This is a genomic window from Ruegeria sp. (assembly GCF_965243365.1).
In the GTDB taxonomy this organism is placed as follows: domain Bacteria; phylum Pseudomonadota; class Alphaproteobacteria; order Rhodobacterales; family Rhodobacteraceae; genus Ruegeria.
The window spans coordinates 577,258-595,528 of record NZ_CBDEUW010000002.1 but is presented as its reverse complement, the minus strand read 5'-3'; the positions used below and the strand labels follow the sequence as shown (position 1 = coordinate 595,528).

The window sequence follows — 18,271 nt, the reverse complement described above, 5'->3', positions numbered from 1 at the left end:
GAACACTCGCCCCGATGGCTTTTGAGTTTGTCAGTGCGGTCAGCCAATCAACCCGTTGTCGGCCCGCTTGATCGCGATGACCGAAGAGCGCGGAGTGCCACCATCCGGCCAGTTGCTGCCCGGGTGCTGGATGCCAACGAACATGGTGCGCAGATCGGTCGACCACGCCAGTCCGGTGACCTCACAACCGTTCGGGCCGGTCATGAAGCGGGCGATTTCACCAGTGATCGGGTCGCCAACCAGCATCTGGTTGTTGCCATTGCCGGCAAAGTCTTCTTCGTTGTCGTCGTTCCCGTCCGTCTGGATCCAGACCAGTCCGGTCGAATCGATGGCCATACCGTCGGGCGAGTTGAACAGATTGCCTTCGTTCACATTCGGCGACCCGGCGCGGTCATCCGAATGTACGACTGGATTGCCTGCCATGACATACAGATCCCAATCAAAGCTTTCGGTGGCGTGATCGTCATTTGCCGGGCGCCAACGCACGATCTGGCCATACTTATTTGCCTCGCGCGGGTTGGGACCGTTGACCGATGTGTCATCACCACCTGCATTTGGCTTCACACCACGGTTCTTGTTGTTCGTCAAACAGCAATAAGCCTCGACCGCAACAGGACTGGAGGCCACCCATTCCGGACGGTCCATGGTGGTGCCGCCCGCAGCCGATGCAGCCATACGAGTGAAGATCAGGATTTCGGCTGCGTCCATGCCGGTGGTTTCTGGTGTCAGAGGCAGCCATTCGCCGGTCATGTCATCGTTGAACCTGGCAACGAAAAGGGTGCCGTCGTTCAACAGGTTCTCGGTGTCGACGCCAGGCGCGTAAGCCGCGTTCGAGACGAACTTGTAGAGGTACTCACCACGCTCGTCGTCACCCATATAGACCACGACACGACCATCCGTCGCCAGCGCAACCTCGGCATTCTCGTGCTTGAAACGGCCCAGACCGGTGTGCTTGACGGGGGTGCTGTCCGGCTTGGTCGGGTCGATTTCGACGATCCAACCCGCGCGATGTGGTTCGTTCGGGTTTTTCGACGTGTCAAAGCGCGGATCGAACAGCTCGTAGTGGTTCCAGCTTTCGGACTTGATACCGTAACGCTTCATGCCATCCGCGACCTTCTGGTCATAGCTGGCGTTTTCATCCGTCGAACCAAAGTAGCCGTTGAAGTTCTCTTCACAGGTCAGATAGGTGCCCCATGGCGTCTTGCCCGAGCCGCAGTTGTTCAGAGTTCCCAGAGACGCGGTGCCGGACGGATCGGCCTCGGTCTTCAGCAGGTCATGACCGGCTGCGGGGCCCACGATTTTCATCGGGGTGTTGTGGTGGATGCGGCGGTTGTAGGGGCTGTCTTTGACGACAGACCAGCCCTCGGGGCCTTCCTTGATTTCCATCACAGTCACGCCCTGGATGTTCTGGAACTTCCGGACTTCGTCGGCATTTGCCGGAACACCTTCCTGCGCGGCGGGCAGGTTGATCTTGCGGTTCGGATACTCGTGGTTGATCGCGATCAGTTCGTGACCCTGGAACGAGAAGGTCTCCATCCCGTCAGTGTTCTCACCAAAGATCTTGTCTGAGTTCTCAACCGAGCCACCATCGGTCAGGTCATAGCCATCGGCTTCGGAAAACAGCGGATCACCCCAGCGCATCAGCATTTTCCACTCATAGCCTTCCGGCACATGAACGGTCCCATCGGTCTGGGCAGGGATCGGCGTGAAGGCAAAGCGCGAAGCCTCAACGGCATGTGCCGAGGTCGAGCCCATCAGGCCCGCGCCCATCGCCGCCGCGCCCGAGCCAAAGGCCAGCACTCCGCCCAGGAAGCCACGGCGGGAAATGGCGCTTTCCACCACGCGGTCAAAGTCGTTTTCCGCGGGGCGAGGGAAATGCAACTCGTCCCAATCATCAGCGGACAAGGTGGTGGGGTCGACGTTTTTCATGGATGGCTCCTGGCTATCTATATTGGATTCGCCCCGAGGGAGTAGAACGCCCACATGACAGGAAAATAACAGGATTGGTAAAGTTATTTTTAGATTAGAATTGAAGGCAGATTAATGCTGATCCGCCTGCGCAGCTGATTAAGAATGGGGCATTTCGTCTGCGTTTCTCTGGGCGGGTGGGGCAGGTTATCATGGGAAACCCAAAAAGAACGACGCGCCGAGCTGGAATCAATCCCTTGAGTCGATCGAACATTTGAGACGCCGCAATGCACTGGCGCTTTTTCGGATGATGGCTCGGAAAAGCAGGGACGGCTTGATTTCGCTTCTTGACGCCCGCAGATGCATGGAATACTCAGCCCAGACCTGAGCGGGTATAGCTTAATGGTAAAGCCCCTGCCTTCCAAGCAGGCTATGTCGGTTCGATTCCGTCTACCCGCTCCAGTTCTGTCTACATGTTTCTGCGTCAAATGGCCCGCCGGGCCACGCAATTTGCGTACAGCCGCTTGACCCCGGTTGCCGCTGCGGCCAAGAAGCTGAGACCTAGAAAGTGTCAGTACACAAGGGCCCGATATGGCAAGAAGACCCGCCAGCACCGCAGCACCAGGAGCCAGCGAAGAGCGAGAAAGCTCAAAGAAGCTGGGCGTACTGGCATCGCTGTGGCCCTTTATGCAACCGTATAAGGTGTTGATGATCGGCGCGACGCTGGCCCTTGTTTTGACAGCCAGCATGACGCTGGCCCTGCCATTGGCTGTGCGCCGAGTGATCGACAATTTCCGCATCAAGGACGGAGAGCTGCTGGACTGGTACTTTTTGGCGGCACTCGGAATTGCGGCGGTTCTGGCTGTTGGCACAGGTATCCGTTACGCGCTGGTGACCCGGTTGGGGGAACGGGTGGTTGCCGACATCAGAAAGGCCGTGTTTGACCGCGTCATCGGTATGAGCCCCGAGTTCTATGAACGCATCATGACCGGAGAGGTTCTGAGCAGAATCACGACTGATACAACACTTATCCAGTCGGTATTGGGCTCGTCGGTCTCGATCGCACTGCGCAACATGCTGATGTTTTTCGGCGGGCTGGTTCTGATGCTGCTGACCTCGGCCAAGCTGACCGGCTTGGTTCTGTTGCTGATACCGGTTGTGATTGTTCCGATTCTAGTGCTGGGCCGCCGCCTGCGCGTGATCAGCCGCGAAAACCAGGACTGGATCGCTGCGTCCTCGGGCAATGCGGGTGAGGCGCTGAGCGCGGTTCAGACCGTGCAGGCCTTTACGCACGAAGACGCCAGTCGCAAGCAGTTCGGCGATATGACCGAGACCTCATACGTGGTGTCCCTGCGCCGGATCCAGACGCGGGCAGTGTTGACCGTGATCGTCATCTTTCTGGTCTTCTCCGGTATCGTCGGTGTCCTGTGGATGGGCGCAAATGACGTCCGCAGCGGTGTGATGACCGAAGGTGTGCTGGTGCAGTTCGTAATCTATTCGATCATCATGGCAGGCTCGGTTGCCGCCCTGTCCGAGATCTGGAGCGAACTTCAGCGCGCCGCTGGCGCGACTGAACGGCTGATCGAGTTGCTGAATGCCGAAGACACAGTCACCGATCCGGTGCAGTCAGATGCGTTGCCACAACCTGTGCGTGGCGAAATTCGGTTTGACGATGTGACGTTCCGCTATCCCGCGCGGCCGGATGTTGTGGCGCTGGACCACCTGTCTCTGACCGTCGAACCCGGAGAGACCGTCGCCTTTGTGGGGCCGTCCGGCGCAGGCAAGACGACCGTGATTCAGATGATCCAGCGGTTCTATGACCCGGATGCAGGGCAGGTCAGCCTTGATGGTATCAATTTGCGCGACCTGGACCGGTCTACCTTTCGGCAGAACATGGCGTTGGTGCCACAGGATCCGGTGATTTTTGCGGCGTCGGCTCGTGAAAACATCCGGTTCGGACGCCCGGACGCCACGGACGCCGAGGTCGAAGATGCCGCGCGCGCAGCGGCAGCGCATGAGTTCATCGCGGCACTGCCCGAAGGATATGACAGCTTTGTCGGCGAACGCGGTGTGATGCTCTCGGGTGGTCAGAAGCAGCGCATCGCTATTGCCCGTGCGATCCTGCGCGATGCTCCGGTCTTGCTGCTGGACGAAGCAACCTCGGCCCTGGATGCCGAAAGTGAGCGCGCGGTTCAGGGCGCCGTTGATCAGATGAGGGCCGGGCGGACGACCCTAATCGTCGCGCACAGGCTGGCGACCGTGAAGAAAGCGGACCGGATCGTGGTGATGGAGGCCGGTCGGATTGTGGCACAGGGCACCCATGACGATCTGGTGTCGCAGGACGGGCTGTATGCGCGCCTGGCACGGTTGCAGTTCACTGACGGCGTGGCTGCGGAATGAGTTGACGCACCGGCACGGGAAAAACGCCGCGGCGTCATTCTACATTTTCCAGAACCCTACCGATAAGCCCCTGCTTGCACGCGCTTGGTTTTGCTTCCATCTTGGAGGAACAGAAAAAGCCCGTGCACGACATGGGAGAAAACAGGGGAGGAGCCGCATGGCCTTTGTGGGAGTTGAAGACAAGGCGCGTATGGAACAGGAAATGCCGTGGGAGGATCGGGACGTTCCGGTAACCTTCCACCAACTGCTGTCACGTACGGCGGGCAAATTCCCAAACCATAAGGCAATCAGCTTTCAATTGCTGTCAGGTCCAACGGACAAGGCCGAGACGCTGACGTGGTCCGAATTGCTAAGCAAGGTTAATCAGGCGGCCAACCTGTTCCGCTCGTTAGGGATTGGAGAGCAGGATGTGGTGGCTTACGTTCTGCCCAACTGCAACGAAACTTTGGTTACCATGATGGGTGGGGCGGTCGCAGGAATCGTCAATCCGATCAATCCTTTGCTAGAGCCGGAGCAGATTTCTTCGATCCTGCGCGAAACCAAGGCCAAGGTTGTGGTTACTCTGAAATCCTTTCCCAAAACGGACGTGGCGCAAAAGGTCGAGGAAGCAGTCCGCCACGCGCCGGGTGTGCATACGATCCTAGAGATCGATTTGAACCGGTATCTGACACCGCCCAAATCCTGGCTGGTTCCGTTGCTGCGCCCAAAAATGGGGGATAAGGAAAAACTGGCTCATGCCGACTATAAGAACTTCAACCAAGAGCTGTCGAAGCATCCTGCCACATTGACGTTTGAGGACAGCAAGGAAGATCGGGTTGCCTGCTATTTCCACACCGGCGGAACGACTGGAATGCCGAAAGTGGCACAGCACAAATACTCGGGCCTTGTGTACAATGGTTGGCTGGGCGCAACGCTGCTGTTCGACGAAAATTCCGTCATCATGTGCCCGCTACCCATGTTCCATGTTTTTGCCGTGCATGTGATCATGATGGCCGCCGTATCCTCGGGCGCGCATGTGGTGTTCCCAACGCCTGCCGGTTATCGCGGTGACGGCGTGTTCGACAATTTCTGGAAGCTGATCGAACGTTGGAAAGTATCGTTTATCATCACGGTGCCAACGGCGATCTCGGCCAAGATGCAGCGCCCGGTAGATGCAGATATTTCAAGCGTGAAAACCGCATTTTCGGGGTCAGCCCCATTGCCGTTGGAACTGTTCCGCCGGTTCGAAGAAGCGACAGGCGTGAACATTGTCGAAGGATATGGCCTGACCGAGGCCACGTGTCTGGTTTCCTGCAACCCGGTGGATGGTAAAAAGAAAGTTGGCTCGATCGGTATCCCGTTCCCTTACACGGATGTCAAAATCCTTCAGGATGGGCCAGACGGACCCACGGAATGCGCAGCAAATGAAATCGGTGAAATCTGTGTGTCCAACCCGGGTGTCTATGCGGGCAATACCTATACCGAGGCTGAGAAGAACGAGAACCTGTATCACTTTGACAAGTACCTGCGCACGGGCGATCTGGGCCGTTTTGACGAAGACGGGTATCTGTGGATCACAGGTCGTGCCAAGGATCTGATTATCCGGGGCGGCCACAACATTGACCCGGCCGAGATTGAAGAAGCTCTGCTGGGGCATGAAGCGGTTGCCTTTGCCGGTGCCATTGGTCAGCCCGACGCGCATTCGGGCGAGGTTCCCTGTGCCTTTGTCGAACTGGTCGACGGGGCCTCGGTCACCGAGAAGAAACTGATGGAATATTGCAAGGTTCACGTACATGAACGTGCCGCACAGCCCAAGCACATGACCATTCTGGATGAACTTCCGAAAACCGCTGTTGGCAAGGTGTTCAAACCTGACCTGCGCAAGCAGGCGATCACGCGGGTTTATAACAGTGCCCTGGAAACCGCAGGAGTTGCGGCAAGGGTCGTGTCAGTCGTCGATGACAAGAAACGCGGGCTTGTCGCGCAGCTTGACGCGAATGGGTCTTCCGAAGACGATGTCTCGAACGTGCTGGGGTCATTCACCCGGCCGTGGGAGTGGTCAGAGTAAGCCGGAGGAACAATGGACTATGAACGCCTGATCGACGAAGAAACCTGGGCGTTCATACGTCGCACAGCCGAAAGCTATCCGGACGACGCTGTTGATCTGTCGATTGCTGAGCAACGACGGGTTTACAACGCCATGTGCGACGTTTTCCGCCAGGCGCGGCCATCGGGGGTTGCGACCGAAGACAGGTCCGCCAATGGCGTTCCCGTGCGTGTCTATACCGCCGGAGATCCAACACGCTCGGTCGTTTATTTCCACGGTGGCGGTTTTGTTGTTGGTGGCCTGGACAGTCACGATGACATCTGCGCCGAGATTTGTGCGCAGACTGGGTATCGGGTTGTGGCGGTCGATTATCGTTTGTGCCCGGAAAACCTTCACCCGGCGCAGTTTCAGGATAGCTGGAGCGCGACGGAATGGGTCGTTGAGGAATTCGGTGACCCGATTGTTTTGGCCGGGGACAGTGCGGGCGGAAATCTGGCCGCCTCGGTCGCGCACTACGCGCGGGGACGTCTCGATATAGTGCTTGGGCAGGTGCTGATCTATCCCGGGTTGGGAGGGGATCCCTCGAAAGGGTCTTATCTGGAACACGCCCATGCGCCGATGCTGACGCAGGAAGACTGCCTGTTTTACGAAAAGATGCGATGTGGAGGTGTCGTTCCGCAAGACGACCCAACCTTTGCGCCGTTACTGGACGGCGATTTTTCGAACCTGCCGCCTACGGTCGTGTTTACAGCAGATTGCGACCCGCTGCGGGACGACGGCCCAGCCTATTGCGACAAGATTGTTGCGGCGGGTGGGGTGGCGCATTGTGTCAACGAAATGGGCATGATCCACGGGTATCTGCGCGCCCGATCATCGGTTAAGCGGGCGGCAGACAGTTTCGAACGCATTTCAGTTGCGATTGAGGCGCTTGGGCAGGGAATCTGGTCCTACGATTAGCGCGTTACCTCAGGAAAGGTTCGGCTTTCATCGTTTCCGCAATTGGCGCACCCATGCGATGCAGAATCGTGGGCGCCAGTTGTAGCTGATCGAATACGGTTTCCGCATCCGGGCCCTCTGCATCCCCGAAGTAGTACAGCGCCGTTTCCTGCTGCATCGGGCTGCGTCCGCCATGGTGGCCGCGGTCGTCCTGCCCGTGATCGGCGGTCACGATAACCTCATAGCCCAGCTGCCGCCAGCGATGGATGAAGGGGGCCAGCATCTCATCCATCACGAAACAGGCGTGGTCCATTTCTTCGCATTCGTGGTGGAACCTATGCCCCATACTGTCCAGCGTGCAGGTGTGAAGGATACCGTAGTCCAGCCCAAAGCGCAGACACAGGTTGGTCAGCGTGGCGAACAGGTCCACGTCTGACGGGGTCATCTGGTTGGACTTGCCGTACCCGGTCATGCTGTGGAACCGGCCATGGTTGATGGTCGCGCTGTCGGGCTCGTCATATTCGATGTCGCGGACATAGTCGAAGGGATGACGGTTGAAGAACTGCGACCAATAACTGTGTGTCACTGCGCCGGTCACGCCACCAGCCTCGCGCACTTGGCTGAAGACATCCTTGTGGTCCAGCCGAAATACATTGGCATTGCCGGTGCAGCCATGTTCCTGCGGCGTCACCCCGGTATGGATCGACGCATAACAACTCGCTGAGGTCGAGGGCAGGACGGCGCGCAGTTTCCAAACGCGCGCCTCTCCGCTGTCGACCCAACCTTCCAGATTGCCAAACAGGCGGCGAAAATTGCGCCATGGCACGCCGTCCAAGATGATAAGCAGCAGTTTGCGGTCCATATCCCGACCCTTTTCTTGAGTATTTCAGGCGACCCTACGGGATTCGATGCGCACAAGCCGCCTGTTCGCGCCCCCAATAGCAAAATCCCGACACCTGTCATCAGACAAAGCGCCGGGATTTCGAATTTTCATCAGATTGTTACGCTTGGGATCAGTTACCCGCACTCTCCATCTTGCGATGGGAGACAACCTCTTCCAGCCAGCCCAGCTGCATCTCGGGCACCGAACTGAGCAACAGGTCGGTATAGTCGTCGAATGGAGGGCTAAGTACCTGAGATTTTGGTCCATAGCGCACCACACGCCCCTGATACATCACAGCGATGCTGTCGCTGATCGCGCGGACCGTCGCCAGATCGTGGGTGATGAACAGGTAGGCCACATTCTCGATCTTTTGCAGATCGAGCAGCAGTTTCAGGATGCCGTCCGCCACCAGCGGGTCAAGGGCCGAGGTGACCTCATCACAGATGATCATCTTGGGCTTGGCTGCCAGCGAACGCGCGATGCAGACACGCTGCTTCTGGCCGCCGGACAGTTCCGCCGGATAGCGATCCATGAACTTTTCGCCCAGTTCGATCTCATCCAGCAATTCGATGATCCGCTTGCGTTTCTCGGCACCGCGCATGTTGAAGTAGAACTCCAGCGGTCGTCCGATGATGGTGCCCACGGTTTGACGCGGGTTCATCGCAACGTCTGCCATCTGATAGATCATCTGCAACTCACGCAGGTCCTCGCGGGTGCGTCCTTTCAGATCAGAGCTCAGCTTGCGTCCGGCAAAGGTGATCTCACCATCGCGCGGCGGCAGCAGGCCGGTGATCACCCGCGCCAGCGTGGATTTACCCGAACCGGATTCACCCACAACCGCCAAGGTCTGCCCCGGATGAAGCTCGACATTGACGTTGTGCAGCACATCGAAATTCAGCCCCTTGTAGCGCGCGGTGATCCCGTCAACGCTCAGAACCGGTTCCGGTGTGGGCTGTTTCTCTTCGTGTTCGATCGAACGCACCGAGACCAGCGCCTGAGTATACTCCTCTTGCGGGTTGTTGATGATCTGATCGGTGTTGCCGTATTCCACCGTATCGCCCATCCGCAGCACCATGATGTCGTCGCTTACCTGCGCCACGACAGCAAGGTCGTGCGTGATGTAAAGCGCGGCAACGCCGGTATCGGCAATGGCCTCTTTGATCGCCATCAGAACGTCGATCTGAGTGGTTACGTCCAGCGCGGTGGTCGGCTCGTCAAACACCACCAGATCAGGCTCGGGGCACAGCGCCAGCGCCGTCATGCAACGCTGCAACTGACCACCGGAAACCTGGTGCGGATAACGGTCGCCGATATTGTCCGGATCGGGCAGACCCAGCTTGGCAAACAGCTCCCGCGCACGAGACTCTGCCTCTTTGCGCGAAAACTTCTTGTGTTCGACCGCGGCCTCGACCACCTGATCCATGATCTTCTTGGCCGGGTTGAAGGACGCGGCTGCGGATTGCGAGACATAGGTCACCTCGCCCCCACGCAGTTTGCGGATGTCGCCATGCGACGTCTTCAAAATATCGCGCCCGTTGATCCAGACCTCGCCGCCGGTGATCTCAACACCACCCCGGCCATAGGCCATCGAGGCCAGGCCGATGGTGGATTTGCCAGCACCGGACTCGCCGATCAGACCCAGCACCTTGCCGCGTTCGAGGTCAAAGCTGACCCCATGCACGATTTCGATGTCATGGGGTTTCTCACCCGGCGGATAAACGGTCGCACCGATTTTGAGGTCGCGGACCTTGAGAAGGGTATCACTCATCCCCGACCTCCTTTCAGCGATGTGGTACGGTTCAGAACCCAGTCAGCCACGAGGTTGACCGAGATCGCCAGCGTCGCGATGGCGACAGCAGGGTACAGGGCCGCACCGATGCCATAGACGATACCGTCCTTGTTTTCCTTCACGATGCCGCCCCAATCCGCCAGCGGCGGCTGAACGCCAAGACCCAGGAAAGACAGGGTCGAGACAAACAGAACCATGAAGATGAATCGCAAACCCAGCTCGGCCACCAGCGGTGACAGGGCGTTGGGCAGGATTTCGCGGAAGATCACCCAGGTCTGGCCTTCACCACGCAGGCGCGCGGCTTCGACATAATCCATCACGGCGATATCCACCGCGACGGCGCGCGCCAGACGGTAGACGCGCGTAGCGTCCAGAAGGCCCATGACGATGATCAGGATCGGGATGGTCACCGGCACCATGGCCAGAATGACCAGCGCGGTGATCAGCGACGGGATCGACATGACCAGATCGACCGTTCGTGACATCAACTGATCAGCCCAACCGCCCAGAACAGCGGCCAGAAAACCCAGGATCGAGCCGGTCACGAAGCTAAGGATCGTCGCAGCGGTTGCGATAAAGATCGTCGTACGCCCGCCATAAATCATGCGGCTTAACAGATCGCGCCCGATATTGTCAGTTCCGAGCCAGAATTCCGAGCTTGAGGGCTCCCACACGTCGCCAACCACCTCGGCCATGCCATAGGGGGCCAGCAAGGGGGCGAAGACAGCGATGATGAAGTACAGGGCGGTAAAACCCAGCCCGATCATTGCAGAAATAGGGATATTCTTCATTTCGGATGCCTCAGCCTTGGGTTGGCCAGAATGGCAACGATATCTGCAACCATGTTCAGTCCGATATAGATGGCGGCAAAGATCACGCCGCAGGCCAGAACCACCGGTACGTCACGTTTGGTCACGTGATCGACCAGATACTGCCCCATGCCGGGATAGACGAAGACCACCTCGACCACGACAACGCCGACGACCAGATAGGCCAGGTTCAGCATGACAACGTTGACGATCGGAGCGATCGCGTTGGGGAAAGCATGGCGGTAGATGACCTGAAAATTGCTCAGGCCCTTCAGTTCGGCAGTTTCCACATAGGCGGACTGCATCACGTTCAGGATCGCGGCCCGGGTCATACGCATCATATGTGCCAAAACCACCATGGTCAGAACAATGACCGGCAGCGCGATGGCGTTCAGTTTCTGCCCTAAAGACATGCTGTCATTGACCATGGCCAGCGGGGAGAACATGCCCAGTTTTACAGCGACGAAGTAGATCAGCACATAACCGATCAGGAATTCAGGGATCGAAATGGTGGTGAGGGTGACCGCCGAGATCAGCTTGTCCGGCCAGCGGTTGCGGTAGCGAACAGCCAGCAGGCCGAGGAAAATGGCCAGAGGAACCGAAACCAGCGCAGCCCAGAATGCCAGGAAAAGCGTGTTGCCCAGACGGTTGCCGACGGATTCGGCAATGTCGAGTTTATTGGTGAGGGATGTCCCCAGATCGCCTTGCAAAATGCCGCCGAACCATTCGACATAGCGGGTCAGCGCAGGGCGGTTCAGCCCCATTTCCTCGCGAAGGTTTGCCAGGGATTCAGGTGTCGCGGACTGGCCCAGGACGGCTTGCGCGGCGTCTCCGGGCAGGGCTTCAGTCAGACCAAAGATCAAGGCCGAAGCGCCAACCAGCAAAAGGAGTCCCAGCGCAATGCGCTGGGAAACCAGTTTAAGAATAGGATGCATGTTTTACCTTACGCATCCAGCCAGCATTTGATCGGTGCCCAGGAATACATCAGGAATCCATTCGGATCGTCCTCGTAGCCCTGAACGTTCTTTGACACGCCATCAACGAAGTCATTGAACATCGGGGCAATCAGGCCACCCTGATCACGCACCATCATAGCCATTTTCGAGTACATCTCTTTCCGCTTGCCCTCGTCCAGCTCGCCACGGGCCGCGAACAGCAGTTCGTCGAATTCCGGGACGTTGAAACGGGTATCGTTCCAGTCAGCGCTGGACAGATACGCGGTCGTGTACATCTGATCCTGAACCGGACGGCCCGACCAGTACGAGGCACAGAACGGTTTGACGTTCCAGACTTCGGACCAGTAGCCATCCGACGGCGCGCGCTCGATCTCGATGTTGATACCGGCTGCTGCGGCGGATTGCTGGAACAGCTGTGCCGCGTCCACCGCACCGGCAAAGGCGGCATCCGAAACATGCAGAACAATCGGCGAGCCATCATGGCCCGATTTCTTGTAATGCTCGGCTGCTTTGGCCGGGTCGTAGGTGCGCTGCTCGATGCTTTCGTCAAACAGCGGATAGGCGGCGTTGACGGGAATGTCGTTGCCAACCGAACCGAAGCCGCGCAGGATCTTCTCGACCATTTCCTCGCGGTTGACGGCATATTTCAGTGCCAGACGCAGGTCGTTGTTGTCGAAAGGCGCCGTGTTGCAGTGCATCGGGAAGATGTAATGCGCGCGGCCAGAGACTGAACGCACATCCAGATTCGGCGCGCGGCCCAGCAGATCAGCAACCTTCGGGTCGACGCTGTTGACCATGTGAACCTGACCCGACTGCAGCGCAGCCATACGGGCAGTGGCGTCGTTGATGACCAGAACTTCGACTTCGTCTACGTGGCCGAGGCTGTCATCCCAATAGTTGGGGTTCTTTTTGAAGGTATGGCGTACGCCCGGCTCATCGACTTCGATGATATAGGGGCCGGTGCCGATCCCGGCATTGGGATCGTCAAAACCACCATCGGGCTGCACAACCAGATGCCAGTCAGCCATCAGATAGGGCAAGTCAGCGGTCGGGTTTTCCATCTCAACCGTAAAGACATCACCTTCGGCTTTCATGCTCTTGATGCCTTGCAGCACGCCCAGAGCGCCGGATTTCGAATCTTCGTTCGCATGACGTTCAATCGTGCGCAGGAAATCCTCGGCGGTGACGGTTTTGCCGTTGTGGAATTCGACATCCTTACGAACCTTGAAGTTCCAGGTTGTGGCGTCTTCCGAACCCTCGACGCTTTCAGCCAGGCGCGAATTGATACTGCCATCGGGGGCAACATCCACGATCTGATCGCCATAAAGACGCAGAACCATACCCGGAACCTGAGTGGCGGCGGGGGCCGGATCCAGCGTGTTGGTGCTTTCGCCGCCCAGCATACCAAGTTTCATGGTGCCGCCTTTGTTCGGGCCAGCCGCGCGTGCGGCGTCAGCAAACAATGTGCTGGCCATTGCAGCCGAAACACCCAGTGCTGCGGCTTTGCCCATGAACTCACGCCGTGTCAGCTTGCCTGCCGTCACTTGTTTGGTCATGTGAGTGAGTTGGTCGTTCATTCAGAACCTCCTGTTAGACTTTCACAGCTCCTTGAAGGAGCTTTTTGTTGACGCATGAGTCAACGTTGGCTCATTTCCGCTGATCGGGCAATACTTATTGTCCGGCTAGCGGGCACACGGACGTCTTAGACGAAAACGATGCGGAAGAATGTAGAACTTATGTGAAATTCCAATATGCCGTTATCAAACGGTTTTATGCTCAACCAATCGTGATTGGGTAGGGTGCGACGCCTCCAAGATGAAGATTGCATTAGACAAACGGACCGTGGATCGAGCCTGCTTGTGCTGTGATCTTTTTTAGATCATTCCGTGCAGGATGATCCAAAGTGAATCAGCCCGTTTTCACCCGCTGGGTTCACTGACGCACTGCGACGATCAGGTCCATCACGTTTGTTCCGGTTGGGCCGGTAACCAAAAGCGCGCCTGACTGGTCCAGAAATGTGCCAGCGTCGGCCTGTGACAACGCCGTTTCAGCATTCGGTTGCCAGGTCGTACCATCCACAATTGCACCTGCCGCAGTTGTTGGGCCATCTGTCCCATCGGTTCCACCCACGACAACGGTCAGACCTTCGCTACCAGCAATCTCTCGTGCCAAGGCCAGGGCCAGTGCCTGATTACGTCCACCGCGCCCCGGATTTTCTGGCAGAACCACTGTGGGCTCTCCCCCAAAGATCATAACGCCCGGTTCCATCTGCTTCAGGCGCGGACCAAGCCGCGATGCGACATGCAAAAAGTCATCATGCAGGCATTCCTGATTCTCATGAACTGTCAGACCGGCGGACCGTGCCGCAGATTCGGCAGCCGCGCGGGCATGTGCGTTCGACGCGATGATCCGGGTGTCCGCCTTAAACTCATACTGATCGGGCAGGGCACCGATGCCCGAGCCGATGACATCCAGCGCATCACCCGGAACATCTGAAATCGCCAGCACTGTGACGCGGGCACCGTTGAAATGAGATAGCAATCCGCCACCCTTGATCCGCGACAGCCTTCGGCGTTCCTCATTCATCGCGCCGATATCCAACCCCTCGGCCAGCAATTTGCGATTGAGGTTTTCCAAATCGGTCAGGCTGATGCCCGGTCGTAAATCCTCGGCCAGAGATGAGGAGCCGCCTGACACCAGCAGTAGTAAGTGCGTGCCTGAACCCATCTCTTCGACCGCCTGCCGCAACGCTGCACCGCCTTGCAAGCTGCGTTGGTCGGGAACAGGGTGTGACGCCTCGATGACCTCGATATCGGCAGGCAGGTCACGTCCATGGTTGTCTTTGGTGACCACCAGTGAGGGAACCGGACCGAACTGATCATAGGCTGCACGGGCCATTGCGGCTGCCGCCTTTCCAACCGCAAGAATGCGATCCGGCTTGTCCACTTCAGGCAATGCAGCTTGCGTCGCAGAGTATCCGCCGACCGCGTCAACGCCTGCCTGCCAGAATTCCATGGCCAAATCCGAAGTCTTCACTGGCTTTCCACCCAAATTGTCACGGGGCCATCATTGACCAATTCCACGGCCATATCCGCCCCGAATTTTCCTGTTTCAACCTGCACATTCTGCGCACGCAACTGCTGTGCAAAGAATTCATACAGGCGCTCACCCTCGGCAGGTGCAGCAGCGTTTGAAAAGCCTGGCCTGTTCCCGCGCGACGTATCCGCCGCAAGTGTGAACTGGCTTATCACAAGCGCCGATCCCCCGGTATCCAGAATGGAGCGATTCATTTTACCTGCATCGTCCTTGAAAATTCTCAGCTTGGCAATTTTGGCTGCCAGGGCAGAGGCTTGTTCCTCATTGTCCCCTTGCATGGCACACACAAGGATCATCAGCCCATGCCCGGTTTTGCCAATCACCTCGCCACTGACCGTGACCTGAGCCCGGGACACTCGTTGAACTAGGGCACGCACGTCGTTCTCCTGCTTGCTTGTTTGGAGGCTTTACCCGATCCAGGATGTGATTTCACCCAACCCTGCACGATCGGTACGAAATGCGTTGGCCGGGTGCTGCTTGTCGGGGTATCCGAAAGATATTGCGCAAAGGATCAGCCGGTCTTCGGGAATATTGAAATACCAGCGCAGGAACGGGCTGTACGAGGCAACGGCCGCTTGCGGAATGCTTGCAACGCCCAAGGCCTGTGCCGCCAGAGTGAAGGCGGTGACGAACCCTCCGCAATCCATCGCGCCATAAGGACCCAATTCAGCCGGGCTTGAGACGATTGCGCAATGTGGCGCACCAAACAGAGAGAAATTTTCCATCATCTGCCGGGCCGAACCGGCACGGTCGCCCTTTTCGACGCCGACCGCCCGATACAAGGCCAGACCGCAGGCACGGCGGCGGTCCTGATAGACGCCGGTGTAAGATGTTGGAAACGGAAGGTCAGGTGCGGGCGCGCCAGCTTCAACTTCTTGCAGCAAAGCGTCGCGGAACTTTTTGGTCTCTGCTCCGCTGGTCAGGTAGAGATGCCAGGGTTGCGCGTTGCACCAGCTTGGCACCTGCGTTGCACTGGTCACGATCTGTTCGATCTGCTCTTTCGGCACGGGGTCGGACAGGAACGCACGGCACGAATGCCGGTCGCCCAGCAAGGTGTTCAGAACTTCCAATGACAATGTGATGTCTCCCCCAAGCGAACACCGCGCAGGATGGCGACAGCGGTGCCGGGTTTCAAGGGTTCACGCGGCAGTTTTTTGCCCCACGGATGGGGTAGACGCTATTGCTGCCCTGTGGCCATCAAATATCCGACGCCGGCAGCGACCAGCAGACCTAAAACCACCGCTACGGTGATCTTCAACGCAGACCAAGGGCGTTCACCCTGAACCCGCCCGGTGCGACCGTTGACCACGAATCGATAGGTCTCTCCTCGGTATTTGTAAGCCGCCATCCAAACCGGCAACAGAATGTGTTTGAAGGTAACATCCCGCACTTCGGTATCGACCGCATGGATGCGCTGACGATCGCCTCCGATATCAAAGCGAACGTCGCGTTCGATCACCCGGGCCATGTGCTGTCGCGCTTCGGCATAACCATCCTGCAACTCGACCGTGTAGGCCTCGGCCCTGAACCCGGCAAGGTATTCGGGTTGATAAGGCTCCAGCGCCGGAAGGTCCCAAGGTTCTAGCGCGTCGGTGTAGGATTTCGGCAAGGAACGGGAGGCCAACACCAGCACATCGTCGAAAAACCGTGCAACGCGCCCGGATTTTGGCGACCAGCGAACTTTGGCAACTTGCTGCTGCACACGCTTTCCATCGCGCATCACGGTTCGGGTTTCGTAGTAGACCACACCGCGCTCACCGCGATAGCTGGATTTGGTATCCGCATCGAAGGTCCAGTAGGGAACGTAAATCCCCTGCATCTTACGACCTTTGCGGGCGTAGTCTTTCAGCCCGTTCGGCGCAAACCACAACCGCCCCAGCCAATCTCCCATTGCTTTGTGTGCCGCTCGTTCGTCTAGCGCGAAAGGCAGCACGCCACGGGGTTTTATGTGCCGGCTGACGCCAGTATCCGTCACAACCGGAGTGGCGCAGAACGGGCATTCAGCGGCGTGGGTATCCGGATCGAATTCGAGCTGAGCGGCACAGTTCGGGCATGACAGGACGCGGGTTTCCTCGATCTCTGCCTCGGGTAGCTGACCCGCGATTGCTGCGTCGAAATCCAGCTCGCGCAGGCTTGCGCCACCCCAAGGGCCATTGCCGATGGGTTCTGAGTGACCACAGTGATCGCAGGTCAGAGTGCCGTCGCCGGGATTGAACCGGTAGTCTGCACCGCACTGATTGCAGGGAAAGCGATGTTCGTCCGTGGTCATTTGTTCGGCGTCTCTGATCTGTCGGGGCGAGGTCAGGCGCCCGGTGGGGGCGGCGGCAGGATTGTGAACAATTGCGCCAGTTCCTGCACGTCCCCTGCCTTTTTCCAACCGTCCTGACCGGCGGTCCAGACAAAGGTCTCACGGGTGATTTCCCCATCCGTTGCCATACGGCCCATCTTGGCCTTCGAGAATGGCCCACTGGTCTGACCGTCCGCTGCAATGTGCCAGACATGTTCGACCGGCGGAGGGGGCGGCGGTGCTGCATGCGCAGCCGGTTGAGGGGCAGTGGGCGCGGAACCGCCCCATGGGCCGGACGGTTGACCCGCTGCCATGTTCGACATCTGCTGTGCCATCGCCATGCCCATTCCCATACCAAGACCTGCGCCCATGCCGCCGCCCTGGCCGGGGTTGTTGGCGGCAGCCGTCATCGCTTCGGCTGCCGAATACTGGGTAAACTTGCCCAGATCGCCCGCCAGCCCCATTGAGGTCCGTTTATCCAGCGCGGCTTCAACTGCTGGCGGTAGTGAGATGTTTTCGATGTAGAATTCCGGCATCTCCAACCCATAACCTTCCAGCACCGGAGAGACCTCGGCCGCGATCAACTTGCCCAGATCAGCCGTGTTGGCGGCCATGTCCAGCACCGGAATGCCGGACCCGGCGATCACCCGGCTGAACTCCTGCACGATGATGTTGCGAATCTGAAAGCTGATCTCGTCCATGGTGAACTCGCCATCGGTTCCCACAATCTCGACCAGGAACCGGGCGGGGTCTTTGACGCGCACAGTATAGGTGCCGAAGGCCCGGATGCGCGTGGGCCCGAATTCCGGATCACGCAGCATGATCGGGTTCTTGGTGCCCCATTTCAGGTCGTTGAACCGCGTCGTGTTGACGAAATAGATCTCGGACTTGAACGGCGACTGGAACCCGTGGTCCCAATGCTGCAGCGTCGTCATGATCGGCATGTTGTTGGTCTCAAGCATATAAAGGCCCGGCGTGAATACATCCGCCAGTTGCCCTTCATGCACAAACACCGCTGACTGACCTTCGCGTACGGTCAGCTTGGCGCCGTACTTGATCTCGTGCCCTTCGCGTTCGAACCGCCAGACCATGGTGTCTCGGGTGTCATCCACCCAATGGATGACATCAATGAACTCTCCGGTCAGAAAATCGAAAATTCCCATTTGGGTTCTCCTGTCCTG

The 18,271-nt window shown here is 58.2% G+C and carries 14 protein-coding genes and 1 tRNA gene; 4 read left to right on the top strand and 11 right to left on the bottom strand.

Annotated features, from left to right (window positions below):
- Positions 1-39 precede the first annotated feature (39 nt).
- Positions 40-1,929 (bottom strand): PhoX family protein, encoded by a 1,890-nt coding sequence (locus tag ACP0GE_RS06695; RefSeq protein ID WP_424831210.1) that lies wholly within the window; start codon positions 1,927-1,929, stop codon positions 40-42.
- Positions 1,930-2,296: 367 nt separating this feature from the next.
- Between ACP0GE_RS06695 and ACP0GE_RS06690 the strand changes: the two genes are divergently transcribed.
- The 4 genes from ACP0GE_RS06690 (at position 2,297) to ACP0GE_RS06675 (ending at position 7,291) form a co-directional block, all read left to right on the top strand.
- A tRNA-Gly gene (locus ACP0GE_RS06690) sits at positions 2,297-2,370 on the top strand.
- A 129-nt stretch (positions 2,371-2,499) separates the two neighbouring features.
- On the top strand, positions 2,500-4,308 hold the full coding sequence (locus ACP0GE_RS06685; RefSeq protein ID WP_424831209.1) for an ABC transporter transmembrane domain-containing protein: 1,809 nt from the start codon (positions 2,500-2,502) through the stop codon (positions 4,306-4,308).
- A 157-nt stretch (positions 4,309-4,465) separates the two neighbouring features.
- The gene (locus tag ACP0GE_RS06680) at positions 4,466-6,355 is read left to right on the top strand and encodes an acyl-CoA synthetase (RefSeq protein ID WP_424831208.1); all 1,890 of its coding nucleotides are present in this window, start codon (positions 4,466-4,468) and stop codon (positions 6,353-6,355) included.
- A 12-nt stretch (positions 6,356-6,367) separates the two neighbouring features.
- Positions 6,368-7,291, top strand: coding sequence for an alpha/beta hydrolase (locus tag ACP0GE_RS06675; RefSeq protein ID WP_424831207.1), 924 nt, complete (start codon positions 6,368-6,370; stop codon positions 7,289-7,291).
- Between the two features lie 4 nt (positions 7,292-7,295).
- Here ACP0GE_RS06675 and ACP0GE_RS06670 read toward each other — a convergent pair whose 3' ends face one another.
- The 10 genes from ACP0GE_RS06670 to ACP0GE_RS06625 form a co-directional block, all read right to left on the bottom strand.
- On the bottom strand, positions 7,296-8,132 hold the full coding sequence (locus ACP0GE_RS06670; protein ID WP_424831206.1) for an alkaline phosphatase family protein: 837 nt from the start codon (positions 8,130-8,132) through the stop codon (positions 7,296-7,298).
- 151 nt (positions 8,133-8,283) lie between these two features.
- The gene (locus ACP0GE_RS06665; protein ID WP_424831205.1) at positions 8,284-9,921 is read right to left on the bottom strand and encodes an ABC transporter ATP-binding protein; all 1,638 of its coding nucleotides are present in this window, start codon (positions 9,919-9,921) and stop codon (positions 8,284-8,286) included.
- Positions 9,918-10,733 carry an ABC transporter permease gene (locus tag ACP0GE_RS06660; RefSeq protein ID WP_424831204.1) on the bottom strand — a complete coding sequence of 272 codons (816 nt, stop codon included), beginning with the start codon at positions 10,731-10,733 and terminating at the stop codon, positions 9,918-9,920. Before ACP0GE_RS06660 ends, ACP0GE_RS06665 begins: the two co-directional genes overlap by 4 nt.
- Positions 10,730-11,686 (bottom strand): ABC transporter permease, encoded by a 957-nt coding sequence (locus tag ACP0GE_RS06655; protein WP_424831203.1) that lies wholly within the window; start codon positions 11,684-11,686, stop codon positions 10,730-10,732. The genes ACP0GE_RS06660 and ACP0GE_RS06655 overlap by 4 nt, the downstream gene beginning before the upstream one ends.
- Before the next feature lie 8 nt (positions 11,687-11,694).
- On the bottom strand, positions 11,695-13,284 hold the full coding sequence (locus ACP0GE_RS06650; protein WP_424831202.1) for an ABC transporter substrate-binding protein: 1,590 nt from the start codon (positions 13,282-13,284) through the stop codon (positions 11,695-11,697).
- A gap of 355 nt (positions 13,285-13,639) precedes the next feature.
- Positions 13,640-14,722 (bottom strand): glycerate kinase type-2 family protein, encoded by a 1,083-nt coding sequence (locus ACP0GE_RS06645; protein WP_424831201.1) that lies wholly within the window; start codon positions 14,720-14,722, stop codon positions 13,640-13,642.
- 17 nt (positions 14,723-14,739) lie between these two features.
- Complete coding sequence (gene dtd / locus ACP0GE_RS06640) at positions 14,740-15,180, bottom strand: D-aminoacyl-tRNA deacylase (RefSeq protein ID WP_424831200.1); 441 nt, start codon at positions 15,178-15,180, stop codon at positions 14,740-14,742.
- Between the two features lie 30 nt (positions 15,181-15,210).
- On the bottom strand, positions 15,211-15,879 hold the full coding sequence (locus tag ACP0GE_RS06635; protein ID WP_424831199.1) for a nitroreductase: 669 nt from the start codon (positions 15,877-15,879) through the stop codon (positions 15,211-15,213).
- A 101-nt stretch (positions 15,880-15,980) separates the two neighbouring features.
- Positions 15,981-17,072, bottom strand: a complete 1,092-nt coding sequence (locus ACP0GE_RS06630) for a TFIIB-type zinc finger domain-containing protein (RefSeq protein ID WP_424831198.1) — start codon at positions 17,070-17,072, stop codon at positions 15,981-15,983.
- Positions 17,073-17,104: 32 nt separating this feature from the next.
- Positions 17,105-18,253, bottom strand: a complete 1,149-nt coding sequence (locus tag ACP0GE_RS06625; protein WP_424831197.1) for an SPFH domain-containing protein — start codon at positions 18,251-18,253, stop codon at positions 17,105-17,107.
- Positions 18,254-18,271: the final 18 nt, after the last annotated feature.

What these genes read in the sequence shown, in the direction of transcription:
- ACP0GE_RS06695 (WP_424831210.1), bottom strand. Translation starts at nt 1,929, where the DNA reads ATGAAAAACGTCGACCCCACCACCTTGTCCGCTGATGATTGGGACGAG.
- ACP0GE_RS06685 (WP_424831209.1), top strand. Translation starts at nt 2,500, where the DNA reads ATGGCAAGAAGACCCGCCAGCACCGCAGCACCAGGAGCCAGCGAAGAG.
- ACP0GE_RS06680 (WP_424831208.1), top strand. Translation starts at nt 4,466, where the DNA reads ATGGCCTTTGTGGGAGTTGAAGACAAGGCGCGTATGGAACAGGAAATG.
- ACP0GE_RS06675 (WP_424831207.1), top strand. Translation starts at nt 6,368, where the DNA reads ATGGACTATGAACGCCTGATCGACGAAGAAACCTGGGCGTTCATACGT.
- ACP0GE_RS06670 (WP_424831206.1), bottom strand. Translation starts at nt 8,132, where the DNA reads ATGGACCGCAAACTGCTGCTTATCATCTTGGACGGCGTGCCATGGCGC.
- ACP0GE_RS06665 (WP_424831205.1), bottom strand. Translation starts at nt 9,921, where the DNA reads ATGAGTGATACCCTTCTCAAGGTCCGCGACCTCAAAATCGGTGCGACC.
- ACP0GE_RS06660 (WP_424831204.1), bottom strand. Translation starts at nt 10,733, where the DNA reads ATGAAGAATATCCCTATTTCTGCAATGATCGGGCTGGGTTTTACCGCC.
- ACP0GE_RS06655 (WP_424831203.1), bottom strand. Translation starts at nt 11,686, where the DNA reads ATGCATCCTATTCTTAAACTGGTTTCCCAGCGCATTGCGCTGGGACTC.
- ACP0GE_RS06650 (WP_424831202.1), bottom strand. Translation starts at nt 13,284, where the DNA reads ATGAACGACCAACTCACTCACATGACCAAACAAGTGACGGCAGGCAAG.
- ACP0GE_RS06645 (WP_424831201.1), bottom strand. Translation starts at nt 14,722, where the DNA reads ATGGAATTCTGGCAGGCAGGCGTTGACGCGGTCGGCGGATACTCTGCG.
- ACP0GE_RS06630 (WP_424831198.1), bottom strand. Translation starts at nt 17,072, where the DNA reads ATGACCACGGACGAACATCGCTTTCCCTGCAATCAGTGCGGTGCAGAC.
- ACP0GE_RS06625 (WP_424831197.1), bottom strand. Translation starts at nt 18,253, where the DNA reads ATGGGAATTTTCGATTTTCTGACCGGAGAGTTCATTGATGTCATCCAT.